The organism is Acidithrix sp. C25 (assembly GCF_904848545.2).
On the sequence record NZ_CAJHCI020000006.1, the window covers coordinates 975,828 to 995,547 of the forward strand.

General features: G+C 49.2%; 22 protein-coding genes and 5 pseudogenes. 12 read left to right on the forward strand and 15 right to left on the reverse strand.

Features of this window, described 5'->3' with window-relative positions; translation table 11 throughout:
- Positions 1–7: 7 nt before the first annotated feature.
- The 10 genes and pseudogenes from ACIDITHRIX25_RS73395 to istA all read right to left on the reverse strand — a co-directional run bounded on the left by ACIDITHRIX25_RS73395 (position 8) and on the right by istA (position 7,594).
- Entirely contained in the window at positions 8–517 is a 510-nt protein-coding gene (locus ACIDITHRIX25_RS73395; protein WP_201732974.1) for a Fic family protein, read from the reverse strand.
- Between the two features lie 96 nt (positions 518–613).
- Positions 614–745: pseudogene (locus ACIDITHRIX25_RS73400) on the reverse strand (Fic family protein); the annotation flags it as partial.
- Positions 746–945: 200 nt separating this feature from the next.
- A pseudogene (locus ACIDITHRIX25_RS73405) lies at positions 946–1,281 on the reverse strand (Fic/DOC family N-terminal domain-containing protein); the annotation flags it as partial.
- Positions 1,282–1,340: 59 nt separating this feature from the next.
- Entirely contained in the window at positions 1,341–1,631 is a 291-nt protein-coding gene (locus ACIDITHRIX25_RS73410) for a helix-turn-helix domain-containing protein (RefSeq protein WP_201732643.1), read from the reverse strand.
- The gene (locus tag ACIDITHRIX25_RS73415) at positions 1,556–1,906 is read right to left on the reverse strand and encodes a helix-turn-helix domain-containing protein (protein WP_201732644.1); all 351 of its coding nucleotides are present in this window, start codon (positions 1,904–1,906) and stop codon (positions 1,556–1,558) included. Before ACIDITHRIX25_RS73415 ends, ACIDITHRIX25_RS73410 begins: the two co-directional genes overlap by 76 nt.
- A gap of 10 nt (positions 1,907–1,916) precedes the next feature.
- A complete protein-coding gene (locus ACIDITHRIX25_RS73420) occupies positions 1,917–2,732 on the reverse strand; it encodes a tyrosine-type recombinase/integrase (protein ID WP_502756211.1) in 816 nt (271 codons plus the stop codon).
- A 30-nt stretch (positions 2,733–2,762) separates the two neighbouring features.
- Positions 2,763–2,891: pseudogene (locus ACIDITHRIX25_RS000000104215) on the reverse strand (tyrosine-type recombinase/integrase); the annotation flags it as partial.
- Positions 2,892–4,893: 2,002 nt separating this feature from the next.
- A complete protein-coding gene (locus ACIDITHRIX25_RS73430) occupies positions 4,894–5,226 on the reverse strand; it encodes a hypothetical protein (protein WP_152625793.1) in 333 nt (110 codons plus the stop codon).
- Between the two features lie 531 nt (positions 5,227–5,757).
- A complete protein-coding gene (gene istB, locus ACIDITHRIX25_RS73435) occupies positions 5,758–6,552 on the reverse strand; it encodes an IS21-like element helper ATPase IstB (protein WP_201732634.1) in 795 nt (264 codons plus the stop codon).
- Positions 6,545–7,594 (reverse strand): IS21 family transposase, encoded by a 1,050-nt coding sequence (gene istA / locus ACIDITHRIX25_RS73440; RefSeq protein ID WP_201732635.1) that lies wholly within the window; start codon positions 7,592–7,594, stop codon positions 6,545–6,547. Before istA ends, istB begins: the two co-directional genes overlap by 8 nt.
- Before the next feature lie 315 nt (positions 7,595–7,909).
- Here istA and ACIDITHRIX25_RS000000104220 point away from each other — a divergent pair.
- The 3 genes and pseudogenes from ACIDITHRIX25_RS000000104220 to ACIDITHRIX25_RS73450 all read left to right on the forward strand — a co-directional run.
- Positions 7,910–8,086, forward strand: a pseudogene (locus tag ACIDITHRIX25_RS000000104220) (transposase); the annotation flags it as partial.
- A gap of 113 nt (positions 8,087–8,199) precedes the next feature.
- A pseudogene (locus ACIDITHRIX25_RS73445) lies at positions 8,200–8,379 on the forward strand (DesA/ISL3 alpha bundle tail domain-containing protein); the annotation flags it as partial.
- On the forward strand, positions 8,375–8,602 hold the full coding sequence (locus ACIDITHRIX25_RS73450; protein WP_082058844.1) for a transposase: 228 nt from the start codon (positions 8,375–8,377) through the stop codon (positions 8,600–8,602). The pseudogene ACIDITHRIX25_RS73445 and the gene ACIDITHRIX25_RS73450, both read left to right, overlap by 5 nt.
- Positions 8,603–8,849: 247 nt before the next feature.
- Here the strand turns inward: ACIDITHRIX25_RS73450 and ACIDITHRIX25_RS73455 are convergent, their stop codons facing one another.
- Positions 8,850–9,140, reverse strand: a complete 291-nt coding sequence (locus ACIDITHRIX25_RS73455) for a putative quinol monooxygenase (RefSeq protein ID WP_052606959.1) — start codon at positions 9,138–9,140, stop codon at positions 8,850–8,852.
- Between the two features lie 191 nt (positions 9,141–9,331).
- Positions 9,332–9,445 carry a transposase gene (locus ACIDITHRIX25_RS73460; protein ID WP_201732647.1) on the reverse strand — a complete coding sequence of 38 codons (114 nt, stop codon included), beginning with the start codon at positions 9,443–9,445 and terminating at the stop codon, positions 9,332–9,334.
- 486 nt (positions 9,446–9,931) lie between these two features.
- On the opposite strand from ACIDITHRIX25_RS73460, the gene ACIDITHRIX25_RS73465 reads away from it, so the two are divergent.
- The 3 genes from ACIDITHRIX25_RS73465 (at position 9,932) to ACIDITHRIX25_RS73475 (ending at position 11,452) form a co-directional block, all read left to right on the forward strand.
- Positions 9,932–10,351 carry a 3-isopropylmalate dehydratase small subunit gene (locus tag ACIDITHRIX25_RS73465; RefSeq protein ID WP_052606960.1) on the forward strand — a complete coding sequence of 140 codons (420 nt, stop codon included), beginning with the start codon at positions 9,932–9,934 and terminating at the stop codon, positions 10,349–10,351.
- A gap of 152 nt (positions 10,352–10,503) precedes the next feature.
- Complete coding sequence (locus ACIDITHRIX25_RS73470; RefSeq protein WP_052606961.1) at positions 10,504–10,869, forward strand: hypothetical protein; 366 nt, start codon at positions 10,504–10,506, stop codon at positions 10,867–10,869.
- Positions 10,870–10,873: 4 nt separating this feature from the next.
- Complete coding sequence (locus tag ACIDITHRIX25_RS73475; protein WP_201732648.1) at positions 10,874–11,452, forward strand: Fic/DOC family protein; 579 nt, start codon at positions 10,874–10,876, stop codon at positions 11,450–11,452.
- A 357-nt stretch (positions 11,453–11,809) separates the two neighbouring features.
- On the opposite strand, the gene ACIDITHRIX25_RS73480 is transcribed toward ACIDITHRIX25_RS73475, so the two are convergent.
- From ACIDITHRIX25_RS73480 to ACIDITHRIX25_RS73490, 3 genes are all read right to left on the reverse strand, one after another.
- Positions 11,810–12,043: a hypothetical protein gene (locus tag ACIDITHRIX25_RS73480; protein WP_201732649.1), complete on the reverse strand. Its 234-nt coding sequence runs from the start codon at positions 12,041–12,043 to the stop codon at positions 11,810–11,812.
- 65 nt (positions 12,044–12,108) lie between these two features.
- Positions 12,109–12,423, reverse strand: a complete 315-nt coding sequence (locus ACIDITHRIX25_RS73485; protein WP_052606963.1) for a type II toxin-antitoxin system PemK/MazF family toxin — start codon at positions 12,421–12,423, stop codon at positions 12,109–12,111.
- Positions 12,417–12,665 carry a ribbon-helix-helix domain-containing protein gene (locus ACIDITHRIX25_RS73490; protein WP_201732650.1) on the reverse strand — a complete coding sequence of 83 codons (249 nt, stop codon included), beginning with the start codon at positions 12,663–12,665 and terminating at the stop codon, positions 12,417–12,419. Before ACIDITHRIX25_RS73490 ends, ACIDITHRIX25_RS73485 begins: the two co-directional genes overlap by 7 nt.
- Positions 12,666–13,026: 361 nt before the next feature.
- On the opposite strand from ACIDITHRIX25_RS73490, the gene ACIDITHRIX25_RS73495 reads away from it, so the two are divergent.
- The 6 genes from ACIDITHRIX25_RS73495 (at position 13,027) to ACIDITHRIX25_RS73520 (ending at position 19,461) form a co-directional block, all read left to right on the forward strand.
- Complete coding sequence (locus ACIDITHRIX25_RS73495; RefSeq protein WP_201732651.1) at positions 13,027–13,410, forward strand: IS3 family transposase; 384 nt, start codon at positions 13,027–13,029, stop codon at positions 13,408–13,410.
- Between the two features lie 175 nt (positions 13,411–13,585).
- Positions 13,586–14,767, forward strand: a complete 1,182-nt coding sequence (locus ACIDITHRIX25_RS73500; RefSeq protein ID WP_201732652.1) for an efflux RND transporter periplasmic adaptor subunit — start codon at positions 13,586–13,588, stop codon at positions 14,765–14,767.
- A 5-nt stretch (positions 14,768–14,772) separates the two neighbouring features.
- Entirely contained in the window at positions 14,773–15,531 is a 759-nt protein-coding gene (locus ACIDITHRIX25_RS73505; RefSeq protein ID WP_200891324.1) for an ABC transporter ATP-binding protein, read from the forward strand.
- 5 nt (positions 15,532–15,536) lie between these two features.
- Positions 15,537–16,781, forward strand: coding sequence for an ABC transporter permease (locus tag ACIDITHRIX25_RS73510; RefSeq protein WP_052606967.1), 1,245 nt, complete (start codon positions 15,537–15,539; stop codon positions 16,779–16,781).
- Between the two features lie 54 nt (positions 16,782–16,835).
- A complete protein-coding gene (locus ACIDITHRIX25_RS73515; protein WP_201732653.1) occupies positions 16,836–17,699 on the forward strand; it encodes a hypothetical protein in 864 nt (287 codons plus the stop codon).
- Positions 17,692–19,461 (forward strand): RND family efflux transporter, encoded by a 1,770-nt coding sequence (locus tag ACIDITHRIX25_RS73520; RefSeq protein WP_201732654.1) that lies wholly within the window; start codon positions 17,692–17,694, stop codon positions 19,459–19,461. Before ACIDITHRIX25_RS73515 ends, ACIDITHRIX25_RS73520 begins: the two co-directional genes overlap by 8 nt.
- The last annotated feature ends 259 nt before the right edge of the window (positions 19,462–19,720 follow it).

A 19,720-nucleotide genomic window follows, 5' to 3' on the forward strand; every position in this document is an offset into this window, starting at 1 on the left:
GGTCTGGTCACTTCCGTCGAGGCACCGTACGCACGGGCTCGCTCGTGCGAGTGTCGCCTTCGGGACTGGCGAGCTGCCGCTCCAGTGCCGTGAAGGCGGCGATGACCTCGGGTGCCTCGAAGGCTTTGTTCCGGCGTCCGACGTTCACCTGCCGGAGTATCCCCGCATCCACGAGTCGCTGGATAGCTGCGGCTGCGGGTTTGAACGTACGGCCAAGGAGCGTGGCGGCGCTGTCGGCTGTCAGGATCGGCGCACCGGGAAGTACCCGGAGGAGAACGTCCGTTCCGGAGTTGGCACGGACCGAACCGAGTCGTTCACGCCACTCCACCTCTAGCTCAGCCGCTCGACGTTCGTACGTGCTGGCGTCAGCCACAGACCTCGTGCAGGCGCTTGCAAACCGGCCAATCCACGTGTTGAGCCCGTCGATGGCGGCAGGGGACGTTGGCGATCCGATGTACCGGAACAGCGTCAACCCGTCGATGTAGGTCTGCGCCCACGTCGCAAGCACCAGTGACACGGGAGGAAGCGTTCGGAGAGCGAGTCCCCGACGTCGAAGGATGAGATGGATCAGGGCTCGACCAGTTCTTCCGTTTCCGTCCACGAACGGGTGGATCGTCTCAAACTGGGCATGTGCGATGGCAGCTTGCGCAACGGCGGGGAGGTCATCCGTGCAGCAGAAGGCGCACAGGTCTTCAAGAAGTTCGTTGACGAATTCTGGGGAGGGGGAACGAAGACGGCTGCGCACGGGTTGTAGGCGCTTCCACCGATCCAGTTTTGTTGGTCTCGGGCGACGCCTCCGTACTGTTCAAGTCGTGTGCCAGCAAGGAGGCGACGGTGCATGTCGAGGAGGAGGTCCACGGTGATGGGATCACCGGCTGAGACGCTTTCAACCGCAAACACCATGGCGTCGATGTTGTTCAGGACCTCGGCTGCCGTGACGTCGGCTGCCGCCTGGTTCATCCCTCGAACGACCTCGGCGTGGAGGAGCCGTCGTGCTCCGACCTCCAGTCCCTCAATCCTCGAAGAAGCAACTGCTTCGGCACGAAGGAGGATGCGAGCGAGCGCCTCGGTGTCAACGAGTGCATTCGCTTCGACGTTCAGACGAACGATGGCCGCCTCGGCATCGGCAACATCCGCAGCGACCTCACCCTCTAGGAAAAACCGTCGTCCCATGAGATGATCTGGGACATACGCTTCGTAGTCACACGACCGGCTGTCCTTCCGAGGAAGCCCGGTGCCGCCGACATCGCTCCTCCAGCGTCGCTTCATAACCCTAGACATGGAATCTCCTTGTTGGAAGTTAGTATACAACCTCCAATAAGGATCGCCGGTGTGGGAGGTTAACTTCCGCCCGTTCCATCCGCTCCAGCGCTCTCCAGGAGCCGGTTGAGTGCGACCCTGGGCACGAGGATGCGTCGCCCAATCCGAATGCAGGGAATCTCGCCACGGGCGACGGCCTCGTAGGCGAAGGTTCGGGAGATGCCAAGAACGATGGCCGCTTCTTCGACGGACATCGTCAAGCGCACGGGCGGCTCACTGGGCAGAAGAGAGAGCGTCATGAGGAGCCACTGTTCAGTAGCTTCTCCATCGCCACCTTGGGGATGAGGATGCGCCTCCCGATGCGGAGGCACGGAATCTCGCCACGACTCACGGCGTCGTAGGCGGTCGCACGGGAGATGCCAAGGATGCCCGCCGCTTCCTCGACGGTCATGGTCAAACGCTGTTCTGGCCGGTCCTCGATGACCGGCCCGACGGTGCGACGGTCAACGTGCAGCTCTTCCCAGCCCAGGACTGCCTCGGCCTCGCTGAACGCATCGGGGTGCTCGTTCCACCAGTCGAGCTGGGTGACCGTGATGACGCCAACGGTGACGCTGCCCTTCAGCTCCGGTAGATCCTCGCTTTCCATCGAAGCAGCCTTACCCGGTTTTCGACGGAAGCTGAGGGTTTGCCCGCTTCTTGCGCTTTGCCGAGAGGACGTTCCCCATGATCGTGGCGGCTGCTCGGTCACGCTCTTCGAGGGCGTGGCTGTAAATCCGAAGGGTGAGGGAGGGGTCGGAGTGACCGAGCCGACCGGCGACCGTACGGACATCGACACCTGCTCCAATGAGCTGGGTCGCCGTGAAGTGGCGCAAGTCGTGCAGCCGAACATTCGGCGCACCGACATCGTTGCGGACCCGGATGAAGAAGCTCGTCACGTTGTCGGGACGGAAGGGGAGCAAGGAATCAACCACCGGCGAAAAGACGAAGGCATCCGGGGGAAGAGACTTCCCGCCCGCTTCTTTCACCCACTTGCGGACTTCTTCTTGTTGGCGCTTCAGGAGGGCGACGCCGACGGCATCAAGAGCGACGGTGCGTGAGCGGTCAGTCTTGGTGGTCTTCTCGGCCACACCACCGACCACGACGACGACGGAGCGGGACACTTCAAGCGTCCCCAGCTCCAAGTCCACATCGCTCCAGCGGAGAGCGCACAGCTCGCCACGACGCATCCCGGTCAAGGCAGCGAGCATGAGGAGCGGTGCCAGCTTGGGGTCACGCTTCTCGGCCTCTTCGATCACATCCCGCACCACGTCAACCGAGGGAGCTTGCACACGGCGCTGAGCGACCCGTGGCGGCTTGGCCCGCTCTGCCACGTTGGCCTTCACCCAGCCCCACCGGACACCCTGGTGGAGGGAAGAGGAGATGATGGCGTGGTGGTTCCGGATCGTCTTTGCAGACGATCCGGCGTCCTTCATGAAGCCGTACAGGCCATCAAGGTGCTTGGCGGTGAGCTGGTTGAGCTTCACCTTGCCAAGCCGTGGCCGGATGGTCCGCTTGATCTGAGCCCGGTACGTCCTGAGCGTCGTTGGGGAGAGGTCCATCCGTTCGCACTCTTCGAGCCACCGATCAAGGAGCTGACCGAAGGTCGCTCCGACGCTGTTGCCAGCAACCTATTTTTGACCCACTAGCAGCAACCTATTTTTGACCCACCCCACCCATTCATGGTAGTGCGTTTGAGCAGATTGAGATATCGCTGGTTGTAGATTTTTGAATTCTCTTGGGTCAAAGTCCACTGCGATAACTGACATTTGCCACTGGGTTAAATCTTGACTGGTTGAATTGGATTGCTTGGAAAACTTATCCATTTAGGCGTTAGGACTTAGGCAAGGCACTGGTTGTCGTATATCCATGGATCAACTCGAGGCTCTATGGCTTCATAGTTATAGTCTTTGGCCCAAACGGTCATGATCCATAAGTATTGGTCTTCGAATTAATTGGATTGTTGGTTCTAGGACGTGGGGCTAATGCTACGGCAGCATCTTGATGATTAGGAAAGGAAGAACTTTTTGTTGATTTAGTAGTAGCTACGGGCTGTGGGTCTTGTTGTCCAAGAGTCGCCGATTTCAACTCGGTAGGCGAAAGTTACAAATTTGACTACCTGTAATATTCTTGGTCCACAAATCCACAGTCCATTAGGACTTGTTGTAGTCATAGGATCTTAATATGTAATAGAAATATCTCAGAGTGCATTTTGGCAATCACTGATCACCTGTGATTGGGTTCTCAGCTTTGGAATGATCCTCTTGTTATCTCAAGGTCCATCAAATCATAGACCAAGTGCTCTTGGGGCTATTGAGTCGAATGACTATTTTCAATCTTGTGGTGACTATCAGGACGATTGATACATCCATTTAGTGTCTCGATTGATAGTTGCTGGTAGCAAGTGCCACCAACATCGGAGTGATCTCCGTTTCTCATGAATCAAATGACCAAACCTAGATCTCACATCTTTTCTGCCCAATCCCAGTGGAGCCAATATGACCGAGGTTGATAACCACGGCGCTTGAAGCCTAGGAGACAATTGCGAAAGTAGATCCTTAGCTGTTTTGGATTTAAAGCTCCGAACTTAATGCTAGATAAGGCATAGCAACCCCACTCCGAGTCAAAAAATGCCACCCGAAAGAGTTGATTTCCGAATTGTGCAATTGTCTCTTAGGTGATCTCGAAGGTGCGCTTCATCGACGATGAGTCACAGCACTGACTAGTCAGAAACCCGCCATGGCCATTGGAAGCAATCACGTAACCCCATCTAAGCGAAATTGAACTACTCCATAAAGCTGAACTTGTCGACATTGTCTTGATAATCGATAATGACTGGGCTACGGGGCCTACTGAGAGTTGAGTCCTTGTGGATAATCCTGATTCATTAATGGGCCTTAGAATCGATGGGAATCTGGCGGTAGTGCTATAGCTAGCCCTATAGCTTTGGATTCCTCAGGAATCGACCGACACCAGCGCAATTGTGAGAGCTTCAGATATCTACGTGAAGCTCTTGGCCCAAAGCCTCAAAGGTGAGGGTCGCTGTGGCGAATATGGTAGTGGCGAATATGGTTGTGGATCGGTATTCCTCAATCTTTAGAGGTCATGGACCACTAGTTGATAATCTAGAGGTGGCTCAGAGACAAAAGTAAGATATTCTCTCCGGCTGCTTTGGCTGCCTAGGCCATAACGATTCACATCCACATTGTTATGGCCTAGGCATGGCCTTTGGCTAAAGCGATGACACTTTGAGATCGCCAAAGCCTAAAGGCTGCAAAGGGGCTATGGATTTGTGGACCAAGAATGCGGGCTAACCCAAAGCTATGGCTTTCACCCATCGATTTATCATTAGTTACTCTTGGTCAACAGGATCCACAGCCCGTCACTACTACCAATTAAACAAAAGATTCTTTATTTTTTGATCCTGCTCTAAATCGTCATAGCTAAAATTCCAGCTCAAAACAGCAACGATTCGATTTAGTTGGAAGGAAACCTAATCAGCTGAGAATACTTACCCTAAAAGCTGTGGTGTCCTGGTCCCTAATATTTACAGGAAAGCAATCCAACGCGCGATAGTAGCTTTTGGTGGTCTTATCCTCAAATGAGATCGATGAAGGCTACTACTTCATCACAAGAGGGACAGAGTCCACCTGTTCCGACCTTCTTACAGAACAAGCCACAGTCGTCACATCGCTGGACTCCTAGGTATCTTGTTTCACATTGCGGACATTCATAGACGGTGCAATCTTTTCTCTTATTGCCCTTTGGCAATTTCGCTATGGGGACCTTGTTTCTATTACGGAGCTTCCATGCATTTACTCGACATCTGTCGCTACAGTAGATTCTTGGCTTAGTACCAGTAATTGCATTCCCACAGTAATGACATACTGGCGTTGCCATAGCGTTGCCTAGGGGGATTTTATCTTCCACTTACATCTCCTTATGGATAGTTGTGATTGGGTGTCAAGTAAACATCTCAAGTAATTCCTGGCCCTTGGTGATGGCTATTAGCAATCATGGGTGAATGCGGACAACTAAGGGTTTTTACACATTCACCCAGACTGAGATTGACTAAGAACATCCCACTGCAGCCATGGTGGTGACATCGGGGAGTTATCTGGGTGAGGCCCATGAAGATGCATATGGGTATGGTTACCCATATGCATCTTCATGGGTGCTAGCTATTGCTGGCAACACTAGCTAGGCGTTCTCAAATGGTCATTGACTAGAGCGAACTAATCGTCTGTGATCATTGGAGGTCACTAGCGCTAAATGGATCGCTTTATGAATTCAATCGTCAAAACAAGAGCCAGCCTCTCTGTCGTTGTCATTCGACGAAGGGCTGGCTGTGATCCTTGAAGCTCAAGTAGGCCTAAGAGTCAACCGTAGGATCCAAAGACCCACTAAAGAGGCTCGAATTGAAGATTTCTAGTCGCTAAGGTGAAGTTGGCTATCAACTAATCACCGCTCACTTGTCACTACTTCTCCTTGTCTATGAGCTGCAGCTGCCTGAGGGCTGGTGTAGATACCTTGGGCTACACGATCACGTAAGCGATAGGAGTTTCCTTTGATATTGATTACCGTGCAGTGATGTAACAGACGATCCAAAATTGCTGTTGCTTGGATGACATCAGGAAATATTTCACTCCATTCTCCAAATCCTTTATTTGAAGTGAGAATTATCGATCCAGTTTCGTACCTGGCGCTAATTACCTCAAAGAAGGCATTGCTGGCTACATGGTCGATGGCTCGGTATCCGATTTCATCGATAATTAGTACTTTTGGAGTGATGTATTTTCTAAATCTAGCTCCAGATGTCCCATATGACAGATCATCGGCGATTTTAGATAGCGTTGTAAAGTAGACGCTGTATCCGCCAATGATGGCTTCCATTCCAAGACCTATAGCGATGTGGCTTTTACCAACCCCAGGAGGTCCAAGTAGGACTACGTTTGACGAAGTTGCCACGAATGCCAATGAGCACAAGCCATCGATTACTGCTTTATCGAGCGAAGGACAAAAGGAAAAGTCGAAGTCAGATATACGCTTTTTGGAAGGTAAGCCTGCCGTTCGCATTCGAACTTCAAAGGCTCGTTCGCGCCTAGTCGAGAGCTCATGGCTAAGTAGATCTTTACCAAATGCCAAATAGGAGTAGTTCGCCTCAGTGGCACTTGTAAGCTTGGACTCTAGGATTTCTGCTGATCGGCTCAGTCCTAATTCAATAAGAATCAAACGAAGTTCTTCTAACTCAAGCATTTAGGCTAACCTCCTCGTAAACCCCAAGTGAACGTTGTTGTACTTGGGTGTCAACGTATTGCCTAGCAATTGGAACAGGCCCTATGAAAGATCCATGTCGCTCTATGCCTTTATATTGTTCGGGCAGATAAACCATGGAGCGCTTTTTGTAAGAGAGTGCGTGAGTAGCAATTAGCTCTTCATCTAAAAAGACCAAAAGAGCATTGTTCTCAACAATCACGCTGACAACCCTATGGGAAAACCGCCAAGGAACTCCATATCTAACTCCGGCGAAAGAAAAGAATCCGTCAGCACCAACTTTTCTAAACTGACGTTCAAATTGATAAAGTTCACTTCGTTTCGGAAGAGGCCGAAGATAGGGCGACTCATTGGCAAATGCTTCTAGGGGAGTCTCGCCAAGGCCATTATGTACTCTCGTATCAGTTTGTTGACACCAAGAAAGAGCCTGTTCATTCAAGTCGGCTAAGTTGGTAAAAGTACGTGCTGGCCAAAAGTTATCCTTGGCGTATCGTATTCCTCGTTCTACTTTGCCCTTTGTCTGGGGTCTTCTCACTGGAGCTAACTTGATTGATATACCTAAATATTTAGCCAAGTCGCTCGTGTGACTATTTAGGTCCCATCCTTGAGTGGTTGAGCCACCAAGGACAACTGTTTTCATGTGATCGGTAAGAAATGCATCGGTTATGCCACCAAAGTAATAAAGAGCATTGATCAAACAGGTAGAAAAGCCATAGATGTCAGCTGTTAGGGCAAACTCTAGATAGACCCTTCTGCTGTAACCCATTGTCACCATAAGTCCAGCGATGTTTCTCCTTGTTCCTCGGTGATCGTCATAACCAAAGAGTCCCCAATCAAGTTGAATCTGAGCTCCCGGTTTGCTTTCATAGCGAATGGTCGCCTTGGCGTGAGGTCGAATATTTGGTTTGATAGATTTTACGTAATTACGGATCGTCGTTTCTTTAGAGCTATAGCCCAAAGGTTCTATTCGAGAGAGTATCGCTGGAGCACTGATCAATCCGTCTTTGACAAAACCATCAATCATCTCCTTATAGAGGACCTAAGTTTTGATCCCCTAGGCGCTCTAGGTGGTTTAGTTTCGCACATTGCTCCATCACGAACGTACTTAGCTACAGTATTCCTAGATACACCGGCAAGTTTAGATATTTCGTGATAGCTGTGTCCTTGTGATCTTAATTCAATTAAATTCATTAATGTCCTGCCCTTCAGCATTTGATGACTCCTCCGTGGTTTTGAATGTTCCACAGACAAGTCTTACTGGAGGGTGGGTCAATTTAATGTTGGCGATCCTGGGTCAATTTAATGTTGCTGGCAACATCTATGGAGCAAAGGGAAAAAGGCAAGTAGCTTGAATAGGTTTTTCAGTGATCTAGGCCCGGACAGAGCCGCCAAGATTACCGCGGCAACTATGGATATGGGCCCTGCTTTTGGCAAAGCATTTACGGATCATTGCCCAGATGCACGGATCTGTCTCGATCCATACCAAGATAGTCAAGTTGGGAACAGAAAGCCCTAGAAGAGGTTAGATGCGACCTCTGGCGTCAGATGAGAAAGCTTCCTTCACCAGAATATGCCCGCAAGTTCGCAGGTGCACAGGTGCACAGGTGGGCACTGTAGAAGAATCCTGGTGATCTAACGGAACGTCAGAACGAAACCCTTTACCAAATCAAGCGTACCGGTGGAAAACTCTGGCGGGCATACGAGATGAAGGAATCCCTCCGGGCGGTCTTCGCTGGAGATCTCTCCAGCGATGAGGTAAATGAACTTCTAGAGAGATGGTGCTCGCGTGCAGCTCGGTCTTTAGATTGAAACGTTTGTCCGATTGTCAAAGACAATTCGGACCCATAAGGCGGGCATCATGGCTTCTATTGAACTCGGTGTATCAAATGGTCGAGTTGAAGGTTTGAACACCAAGATCCGATCGATCATTGCTAGATGCTATGGACTTCATTCTGCTGAGGCGACTCTAGCTTTGGTGATGCTTTCTTGTGGACCAATTGATCTCAAACTTCCGTACGAGAGGGCGAGTTGATCCACATGAAGGTCAATAGAGCCGGATATATTAGGTATTTTTATCAACAGTTAAAACAATAAACCCATGTTCACATTACTTGGGTAACCTCAATGGGAGAGTTCAACGTTCTTGCGAGCACTAACTCGCTAAGTTATTGATTTCGCAACCACTTCAGTAAATGTTTTTCCTTGGATTGAGCCAATGAAGTCAATTCAAATCTTCATAAGAATAGCCCACAGGCTCAATCTCATGCTTTTAGACCTTACTAAATATCTGTAGTTTCATAAATTGTGACTGCTGGAGGTCCGGCAAAGAAGGAACCAAGGTTCGTCCTTCCCTCGCCTGCCCGCCAGGTGGTATAGGCTGAGTAATGATCCTGTGATACCCAGCTTTCGATGAAAACGAAATGAGTCGAATCTTTGACATCCTCGATTACCTCGACACCAAGGCAACCGTCAAACTTCCGGGTATCTACCAAGATTTCACCAACAGTCTTCTTGCCCTCCGAAATTGTTCCCTCATTGAACTTAAAATCAAAGATAACCTTCGCTGCCATTACATCTCCTAAATCAAATTTTGTTTGCCAATTGAATTTACCACCAAAGATGACTTTTTTATCGACAAACTATTCCCTTCAAGACTAAGAGCAAGGAAACCACTGTTGCCTTGAACCAACGGGAGCGCAATCGGTTTCCGTAAAGGACGGGCCAAGCGACCTCATTCTTTTTTGGTTTCCCTAATTTACGTCTAGGTGAGTTTCTGGCTTTCTATGTACTTCTTCACTGTCTTTAAAGGTGCTCCACCGCAATACACAACGGCATATGAGGGCAACCAGAAGTAATTTCCCTGGAAGGCTCCCAATTAGTTGATCCACATAAAGTTCAATAGAGCCGTGAATTGATTGTCAAAAACGGTCTACCCCGTGCTATGGTGTAACAGAAGTCGCTCGACCCCACCCTTTAAGAAGGGGGTTACACTCCCGCTTTCTCAAGAACAATACCGCTTGACCGATAGCATGCAGTCTCAGATCCCTTTCTTGTCAGCTGAGTTAGGCACGGTTAGAAGACCATTGGGTCCACCATCTCCGGCGAATCAAGTGTTGCCGGATGCGTAGGCGACAACGCTGCTGGTACCCAAGTCCCCGATCACGTCGACCCCACACCCGAAGGCAATTTCATAACTTGCCAGAATGCTCCAGCATCTGACGATCACGTTCTATCAATCGGTCAACTGCAGCTATGTCAAACTAACGTGGGTGCGAAAAAGTAAAAGTGACGAATAGTTACATCTTGAAGCGGACTCTTCGAGAATTGGCGAGAAGAGTCAAGTTTTATCATCATCGATCCCATGCGGTCTCAGGCTTCGATCATTGTGGCTGATGAAAACTTCGGATGTGGGGCGTCTAGACAACATGACGTTTGGGCACTACGTGACTTTGGAATCAAAGCAGTCATTATCTCTAGTGTTGCCGCCATACATCGGGGAAATCTCCCTCAAGAAGAAATAGTTCCTGTTGAGATCGGTCATGATACGGTCGAGCTGATCATGGCGGCTACTGAGGCGAACTCAAAAGCAGAAATTGAAATCGATGTTACTAACGCTACCGTCACATGTAGAGAAGCTGGAGTTTTTCCGACCCCATTTCGGTTCGATAATGCGTCTCATTTCAACTTGATTCATAGATATGATCCGATAGATATTACATTTACTTTTGAGAAATCTACTGTAGGACATGAGTCCTCCTGGGATCCGTGGCTTCCTAAATGAAGCCCAGAGTTTGCATAAGATGTGTACCAGTCAGCCTTAGTGGCTCTTTGGGTTGTTGCCAAATTTCGAGCGCTTTTTTGGTTTGCACCTGTCGCTGACTCTGATCAATCATCGTTGTTGGCACTATCACATATTTCTGTTGCACTAGATACATGGCACAACCACTTGTCGTAGCTCCGGTTGTCGAAGTTCGTCAAAAACTATCTGCGATTCTTGCACGATTTCGCACTGAAGGGAAAACCGCTGCTCCTCTATTCCTGGGAGCGCACCGCACACCAGAAGCGGTTCTGTTGTCCTATCAGCAGTACCAGGAAATAATGACTGAACTAGATCAATTACAGTCGCAACGGGACCGTTCCCAAACAGACATGGTTGCCCTAGCCTCGGTCAGGGCCGAAGGCCAAGAGCCCACTGCTTTAAGCCACTCGCTTGAGGCTCAGGTAACGGCAGGTCAGTTGAGTGACGCAGATGCACTTACTGCACTAAAACGTCACCACACACAGGGACCCCCAACCTAAACAAGTGTCTTGGGACAAGTACGTCGATGCCAATGGAGTCCTTCGTAATCTCCTCGGTATCACTGATGCCAATAGATTGAGTGAGGCAGAGGCTGACTTTACTCGACGCCGCATCCGAGAATTAGAGGTCCATCCGGTCCAAGGAGAATTTGATATAGCACACCTTCAGGCAATACATCGTTACATTGCTCAGGATTTGGTCAGCTGGGCAGGAGAACTGCGTGACGTAAATATTGCAAAACAACAGATATTTTGCCCGGTCGGAAACTTACGTTCTTATGCGGATGAAATTTTTCGACGTCTCGCCACACACAAATTCTTACAGGGTCTCTCTCGGGAGGAGTTTATCTCTCGACTCACTTCGTTTTACGGTGATGTTAATGCACTGCATCCATTCCGAGAATTCAACGGTAGAACTCAGCGTGTATTTTTCAGCCAGTTAGCGCACAATGCCAGCTCGCATATCGCATGGGACCGGCTGAAACCTGAACAAAACATATCTGCATCTGTCGCTAGCTTCGGTGGACAGGAGACCCTAATGCGCATGATGTTCGACCGACTAATAGATCCTTGGGTAACGTGACTATAGAAAACTTCTGATCCGAAGGTAGATCGAATTCGCTCCAGATAGACGACACTAGCAGCAAACCTCGTCGGGCAAGAACCTCGTTGTAGCCACTACCCATGACAATATGGCAACAGCGTCATGATTGAAGGCAAGCCGGTCATAATATCGGGCTAAACGCCTATATCAAGGCGTTAAAACCAAAACCTCTTTTGGGTCTTGGGTCCGGTTTTACCCGGCTAACGGCGAGTGCCCCAGCATTTCTGAACATAGTAGCCGTGACTTACTACTCGCCGTCTTCGCTACGGGCGGATTACCGTCTTATCTAAGTATCCCCGGGTGGTAAATATGCTTCCGAATCTAAGCCATTGGCAGTCAGCACGAGATGAGCTGCAGCCAAAGCAGTCCGCTTGTTTCCCGCTGTGAACGTTTGCAGTTTCGCAAACGCTCACAGAGATCTAACAGGACAATTGCCAGAAACTGCCGTGCTGCATGCTTTGACGAAGAAATCAGCCGGACTCTGAAATTCATCACAAATACAGTTCGCTTGGCAACTACAGTTCGCACTTCGCCAGGTCGATTGAGTACGTAACTCAGATAGTCGGGCAAGGGAACTCATAACTAATCCAGCTACGGCGGAGCCAAAGTTTAGGTCTCCCGATTGAAGCAGTTACTTAGCAGTCCGTCATGGCTTTGATCGCGTGACATAGTTCGCCAAAACGTGGGCCTAAACTCCCAACTCGTCTAGTCAGCGCAGAACGAGCAATCCGTTGCAAATTATCGAACGAAGCGGCGCACTCAACTTCGAGGTTTTCGTTGACGCCGAGTCGTATTTCGCTCGGTATGTTCCGAATGGTTCGTGTCAAAGGAGCTACTATGATGCCCGTTAGTACTGGTATTGCTTCCGAGCGCGTAACGACAAGGACCGGCCTTCGCTTATCCTCCGTCTCTGCCCACCAAATCTCGCCCTGAAGAGGGACGGCTACCATGGTTCCTCCTCGATCAAGGCTTTGGTGGCTCCTTCGATTCCAATGAGCTCTTCTTTGGATTGAGGTCGTTGCAAGAAACTCTCAGCGATTGCTAAACCAATACTTTCCCGTCGGTGTTTATCAACAAACCATTCAAGTCCTATCCTTACCGCTTCGGAGCGACTAGGGACAATTCCGTCGGCTATAAGTTTGTCCACCTGCTTGGCCAAATCTTCATCTAAACGTGTAACAATCTGCGGCATACAATTAGTATAACTTTTTGTAATGCAAAGGCAATTTATTTACCTAGGAGCGTGAGTCCGAATTAGTTTCGGGTTTCGGTCTGTTTTCCTGTCTCACCCATTTATTGGCTATAGCGACGACAAACAAACTCCTAAGAACGTCTGAATGGCTCCTAGAACAGACTCATTGGGTCAGCTATGGGATTATTTCCTCTTTATGCCAGCGCTATCACTCCGTTTTGACGTGAATTAGCCAGTTTTCTCAAGTTGTGACAAATTGCATGTAGTGTCCACTCACCGGTGGCTCCAGCAACTGAGGTTACCCAGATTTAGTGGACACCTGTCAAGCCAACATAGATTGTTGGTAGAAAGGATGTCACTTTTGTCGAAAACAAGGCGTAAATTCACCCTTGAGTTCAAGACCGAAGCTGCGCATCGAGTTATAGATTCTGGCAGGAACGTTGCAGAGGTAGCTAATGAGGTATCTATTTCCCAAGAGGCTCTATACGGTCAAGTAAAAGACGAACGCAGACGTATAGAAGCTGTATCTATCGTCAGCGATGGACCACTAAGTGCTGAATCGTTCTGGTCAATCTTCAAGCACGAATATTTCTACCGGCACGTATTTGAAGGTGTGTCCGAATTAAGGGATGGGATTAGGGGTTACATGGACTTTTATAACCATAAAAGGCGGTACTCGAAGATCGGTAACGTCTCACCAGTCGGTTTTGAGCTAACCTTATTGGAGTCCGCCAAGGTGGAGTAATCAATGTGTCTATTATTTGTGGGCAACCTCAGATTACTGGCCGAAAATCTAGCCCGATTAATAATTCTCCCAGAAATAAAATAGTGAAACCTAAGATAACTAATTTTGTATGGACACATAGATTAAGCAGTTTTTGTCCAAAGTTTTATAAGAGTTATCAATAAGGAAGTCACAATTGGAACAAGGCAGAGGTAGCCGGAATCGGCGCACAACTACGTTTGCAGTGTTCATCATCATTCTAGTTGCATCAAATTCATTGACGTGGTATCTGACAAAGAGGACAAAGAGTGCCTCGGCAAGTGCGGTACCGACCATAAAGAGATCGACAGTTCTGCAATCTGTAACATCGGGCACTATTTCGCGCACTATCGCAACTACTGGTACCGTTGAACCGGGAAATAGCGCCAACGTAAACTTTGCAGTATCAGGTATAGTAAACGCAGTTAACGTAACAGTGGGACAGAACGTTACAGCTGGGCAAACTTTGGCAAGTGTAGATTCGACGACCTTAGCCGCGACCTTGAATTTGGATCAAGCTAATTTGGCGAATGATCAAGCAGTACTCGCTAGCGACGAGGCAAGCTCAGCATCAACTCAGCAGATCGCTTCAGATAATGCAACTATCGCGTCGGCTACTACCCAAGTTAGCAATGCACAGACAGCGCTCAATGATGCAAACCTGACTGCTCCCATCGCCGGAACGGTGACCGCAGTAAATCTTGCAGTTGGCCAACAGGTCACTGGAAGTGGTACATCTGTCACTAATGCTAAAGGAACAGTCGCAGGGTCAACTGCCGTTGCAAGCACTACGCAGATATCTATTATCGCCCTCAACTCATATACAATATCCGCCACAGTGACCTCAGCACAGGTTGGTAAGCTACAAGATGGCGAGCAGGCAACTATTACGATTCCGGGCCAAACTGGAACAGACTATGGCGTCGTCACATCGGTAGGCTTAGTGGCATCAACTACCTCGGGAGTCTCTTCTTTCCCAGTTACGATTTCAGTCACTGGGGCTCCAAAAGGGCTTTACGTGGGCCTTTCAGCTAACGTTTCGATCTTTACGCAAGTAGTGTCAAATGCAATACTTGTTCCCTCGACGGCACTTTCGGTGTCGGGATCACAGGAAACCGTAACTCTCGATCAAAATGGAAATAAAGTTCCAACCGTCGTTACCACAGGAATATCATCTGGAGGCCAAACTCAGATAACTTCGGGAATAACCACCGGACAAAAGATATTCGTGACAAAGCTAACCATAAATGGAGTTGCGATAGGTGGCGGTAGAGTTAGACGCGCATTTGGTGGTGGCGGCGGACTCGGTGGCGGCGGATTTGGTGGAGGGTTGGGATAATGTCTATGGACGAATCACTCGATGAAATTGCAAATCCACTCAACCATCCGACCGTAACGTTACCTGTTTCGACAAAGTCCACCCCTGTCATTGCAGTTCGAGAGATCCGAAAGGTATACGATACAGGTTCGTTCAAGGTTGAAGCACTAAAGGGCGTAACATTTTCAATTGAACGCGGCGAATTCGTCGCAATTATTGGCCCCTCTGGCTCTGGCAAGTCCACTTTGATGCACATTCTTGGAGCCCTTGACGTGCCCACATCGGGAAGCTTTGAATTAGCAGGCGAAGACGTTTCCGAGATGGGAGAGGAGCAACTTGCTGAAGTTAGAAATCGCAAGATCGGTTTTGTATTTCAACAATTCAATCTGCTTTCTTCGTTGAACGCATGGCGCAATGTGGAGTTGCCTTTAATTTATGCTGGTTTGGACAGTCGGCGCCGCCGCCAACTTGCAATCGATACATTGGGACGGGTCGGCCTCGGAGAACGCATAGACCATCGCCCTGGCGAGCTCTCCGGAGGACAGCAGCAAAGGGTTGCCATTGCGCGGGCTCTTGTTACCAATCCAGCACTTATTCTAGCTGATGAACCTAGCGGTAACCTTGACTCAAAGGCCGCGACCGACGTCTTAAACCTCTTTCGTGAACTGCATCAAAGTGGGCGTACGATAGTGCTTATCACCCATGATCGCGATGTTGCATCGCAGGCAGAACGAATTATTTCAATTCGAGATGGTCTTATCTTTGAAGCCGATCGGAGCAAGTAGAAGGTATGAACATCTTTGAAACCTTGCGAACCGGTTTGTCGTCAATTCTCACCCATAGGCTTAGATCGATCCTTACAATCCTTGGGGTAATGATAGGAATTACCGCAGTAATACTTACAGTTGGCCTAGGCCAAGGAGCTCAAAGCCAAGTCGCCTCTGAGATTAGTGCACTTGGCACGAATCTCCTAACAGTATCTCCTGGTAGCTCTACTTCGACGGGAGGAATTCGTGGTGGCTTTGGTTCAGCTTCCACGCTGACTCTCTCTGATGCCCAAGCTCTAGCTAACCCAATTGTCGCGCCTGATATTAAAGCAGTTGCGGCCACGTCAACATCGAATGCGACTTTGGTGGCAGGTGGTAATAACTGGACGACTTCGGTAGTAGGTACCTATCCGTCTTGGCTCTCAGTCCGCGGTAGGTCGATTACGCAAGGTCGATTCATTGCGAACGTTGATTTGACCACGCAAGCCAATGTAGTTGTACTTGGGTCAGTTACTGCGGCTGAACTCTTTGGCGGACGTGATCCAGTCGGTCAATCAGTTAGCATCAATGGAGTACCAATGACGGTTATCGGGATATTGAACACGGTTGGTTCTTCAAATACTTCTTCCACGTCTGCAAGCCTTGATGATCAAGCAATAATACCTTTCACCACATTTAGGAGCGAGGTAGTTGGTGGGGCCAATAGAGATAGCGTGGGTTCGATACTTATTGAGGCAAATTCTTCCGCCTCGCTAAGTGCAGCATACCAAGAGGCAAATTCAGAGTTGCTGGCACTTCATGGAATCACTTCGAGCGCAAATGCCGACTTCTCAATACAGTCGCAGCAGTCGGTACTTTCTACTGCAACATCTGTAGATAAAACATTGACCATTCTGCTAGGTGGAGTAGCGGCAATATCACTCTTGGTAGGTGGAATTGGGGTTATGAATATCATGATGGTCTCGGTCACAGAGAGAATTCGCGAGATTGGCCTAAGAAAGGCTCTTGGAGCTACACCTAGGGTAATCAGAAGGCAATTTTTGATAGAGGCTTCCATCTTGGGACTCGTAGGTGGCATCATTGGAGTAGCCCTAGGGATAGCAGGTGCAGTTGTACTTCCGCACTTTATCTCAAATCCAATCGAGCTCTCTATCCCTGCGATGGTCGGAGCTGTAGTAGTAGCCGTTGCTATTGGAGTTGGATTTGGCGTCTATCCTGCTGGTCGCGCAGCGAATCTGGCACCAATCGACGCGCTTCGTAGCGAGTAGTTATTCAATTCAAATGATACAAATAAATAGAAATATTAAATAAGGAGATGATGAGTGAAGATCTTTAAAGTTTCCGCCGCCTTAGTCCTTGCTGGCTCCCTTCTTGCTGCATGTGGTTCAGCAAATACCGCCCTTTCCACGCCGACCACCCATGTTGGAAAAGCAGCGTCGGTAACAAAATCTAATGGTACGTCGGCCAGTACAACCTCAAGTGGCACACGTCGCGGACTTCCAGGTACCTATGGAACTATTGCATCCGTAAACGCAAGTCTCCTCGAGGTTCAAAATCCAACTACTGGCCAGACTACGGTAACGCTATCGCCTTCGACTGTTCTCACAAAGACAATTGCAGCGACAGCCTCCCAAGTGGTTCAAGGCGTGTGTATTAGTGCGATTGGAAAGCCTACCTCGTCTAGTACATCGTCCTCAACTTTAATCGGCCGGCCAGTTAGCGCAAGGACAGTGGCAATTTCGCAACCTACAAATGGTAAATGTACGCCAGCAGGAGGTTTTGGCGGATTAAAAAGAGCATCTCGAAGAGGTTCCGCATCCGCTACCTTGTCTAACGGTTCCTCATCCACAAAAGGATTCCCCGGTCGAGCGAACTTTGCAACGGCATCTGGATTAGTCACATCGATATCGAATGGTATTGTCGAGGTGAATCGAGTTAACCGCAAGACGGGAGCGACTACTTCAATAGCTGTTACGTTAACTTCATCGACGACCTATACCCAATTGACTACTGCTACTACTTCTGATTTAGTAGTTGGCCAATGCGCCAGAGCGGTAGGAACCATGAATTCAATTGGAGCCGTCGCAGCTACTCGAATTTTGATATCTGCACCTGCGGCAAACGGTTGTGTAGCAACTGGGCGTTTTGGATTTGGTGGCGGAGCCCCTGGAGGAAACGTTGGTTGATTCAAACTTCGGTGCTTTGCAGAGACAACAGAACCTGGAAGCATTTGACTTCGACCTTCAGAGCCAAAAAAAGCGCAAGCGATTTCCTTCATGGGCTACACCATTTCGAGTCATAGCTACCTTGGTGGTGGGTGGTGGGGCGGTCTATGCCTATAGCTACAGCCGTGGCACAAAGGCTTCATATCGAATTTCCTATGCTAACGTCGGAACAGCTCAGCAGCTTCTTGCAAGTAGCGGAACTATTTCTCCATCTAGCTTGAGCACCATTGACTTTGCGGTGGCTGGAACAGTAGCGAGTGTGTCTGTCACCGTTGGTCAAAGCGTACAAGCAGGACAGACTCTTGCAACTTTGGATTCATCCTCTTTGAATGCGACGCTACAGGCAGCTAATTCTTCTCTTGCTTTAGCTCAATTGAAGTTAGCCAACGATATTGCGAGCCAAAATACTACGACCACCACCACCACCACCTCTACTACTGTGATTTCAACTGGTCCTAGTCCAGTTTTGCAGCCTCAAAATACCCTGAATATAGCTGAGAGTAATTTATCGCTTGCTCTATCTCTGGTGAGCTCCCTCTGCAATAGTTCGACATCAACCACCGCAGCTAGCTCCACTTCGACTACTGTTCTTAGCCCTTCCGCAGCCACAACCACTACTAGCACTACCACGCCGGCAACCGTTACTTTTCATCGCCATGGTCATCGCCGTTCCCCAGTTCCGACCACCTCCTCTACTACTACTACTACAATTGCTACGAAAAACCAGCCACTAATGGGTGGTCAATCGTCGAGCTCTTCAGCGACCTCTCCAACGACGTGTGCCAGCGCTCTAAGCAGCGCTGGCAATGACCTTAGTCAAGTAACATCTCTAACATCTCAATTGACAAAAGCGATATCAGCCTCTACGGTCCCCAAGGCCGCTACCTCCAATCAAGGTCAGTCGAATACGAATAATAGAGGACAATCTTTCTCGTCTAATCCAGCAACGCCAACGCAAGTTGCTGTTGATGAGGCTAAAGTTTCTCTTGCTCAAGCGAACGTGGCTGACGCAACGGCACAATTGAGCCTTGCTACTCTGACCTCACCAATCGCGGGTACTGTTGCATCTATTGGTGTCGGTATCGATAGCTCTGTAAGGGCAGCCTCATCATCAAGTGAATTCGTCATAATTGGAGGTAGTAATGACTACACCGCCACCTTTTCGGCTTCTCCAAGCCAGTTACCCATGATCCATCTTGGATCAAAGGCGACAGTTACACCCGACATGACGATGGTCCCAGTTGCTGGTACCGTCACTGCTATCGGTGCAGCTAACACCTCCGCTTCAGCCACCACATATCCGGTCACTATTACATTTGCGGCAAATAATTTAAACCATCTATCTGGTGGTCAAGCTAGTATCACGATGGATCTAGCCTCAGCTGCCCATGTGCTCACAGTCCCAACCTCCGCAGTTACCACCAATGGTTTGTTGCACTATGTGAAGGTACTGAAGGGCTCTTCGGTCAAGAATGTGACCGTCGAGATCGGAGTAGTTGGGAGTATCTATACGCAAATACTCTCAGGGCTGACCCCTGGCGAACCGGTGGTACTTGCAAACAACTCGCTAGCCATTCCAGCGACGAGTACGCTAACGACCCGTTTTGGCGCCCTAAGGGCCCTAGGCGGAGGTCGTGCTCTAGGGGGACGTGCTCTAGGGGGACGTGGTCTAGGGGGACGTGGTCTAGGGGGAGCTAAGGCCGCTCGTAATAGTGCAGGTTAGGAAGTTTTGATCTGGCAGCGCTCGATCTTTATCTTGAGCTTATATCGTTCTGTTTTTGAGCTACTCATACAATCTTTTAGCACGTGTTGTCAGCAAGATATTTTTGACCCACTATGAGCAAGATATTTTGACCCATCCCCCCCCTTTTTTTTGGTATTGCATTTAAACAGATCGAGATATCGCCGGTTTTAGATTCTTGAATTCTCTTGGGTCGAAGTCCACTTCGATAACTGACATTTGCCGCTGGCGTAGATCTGGA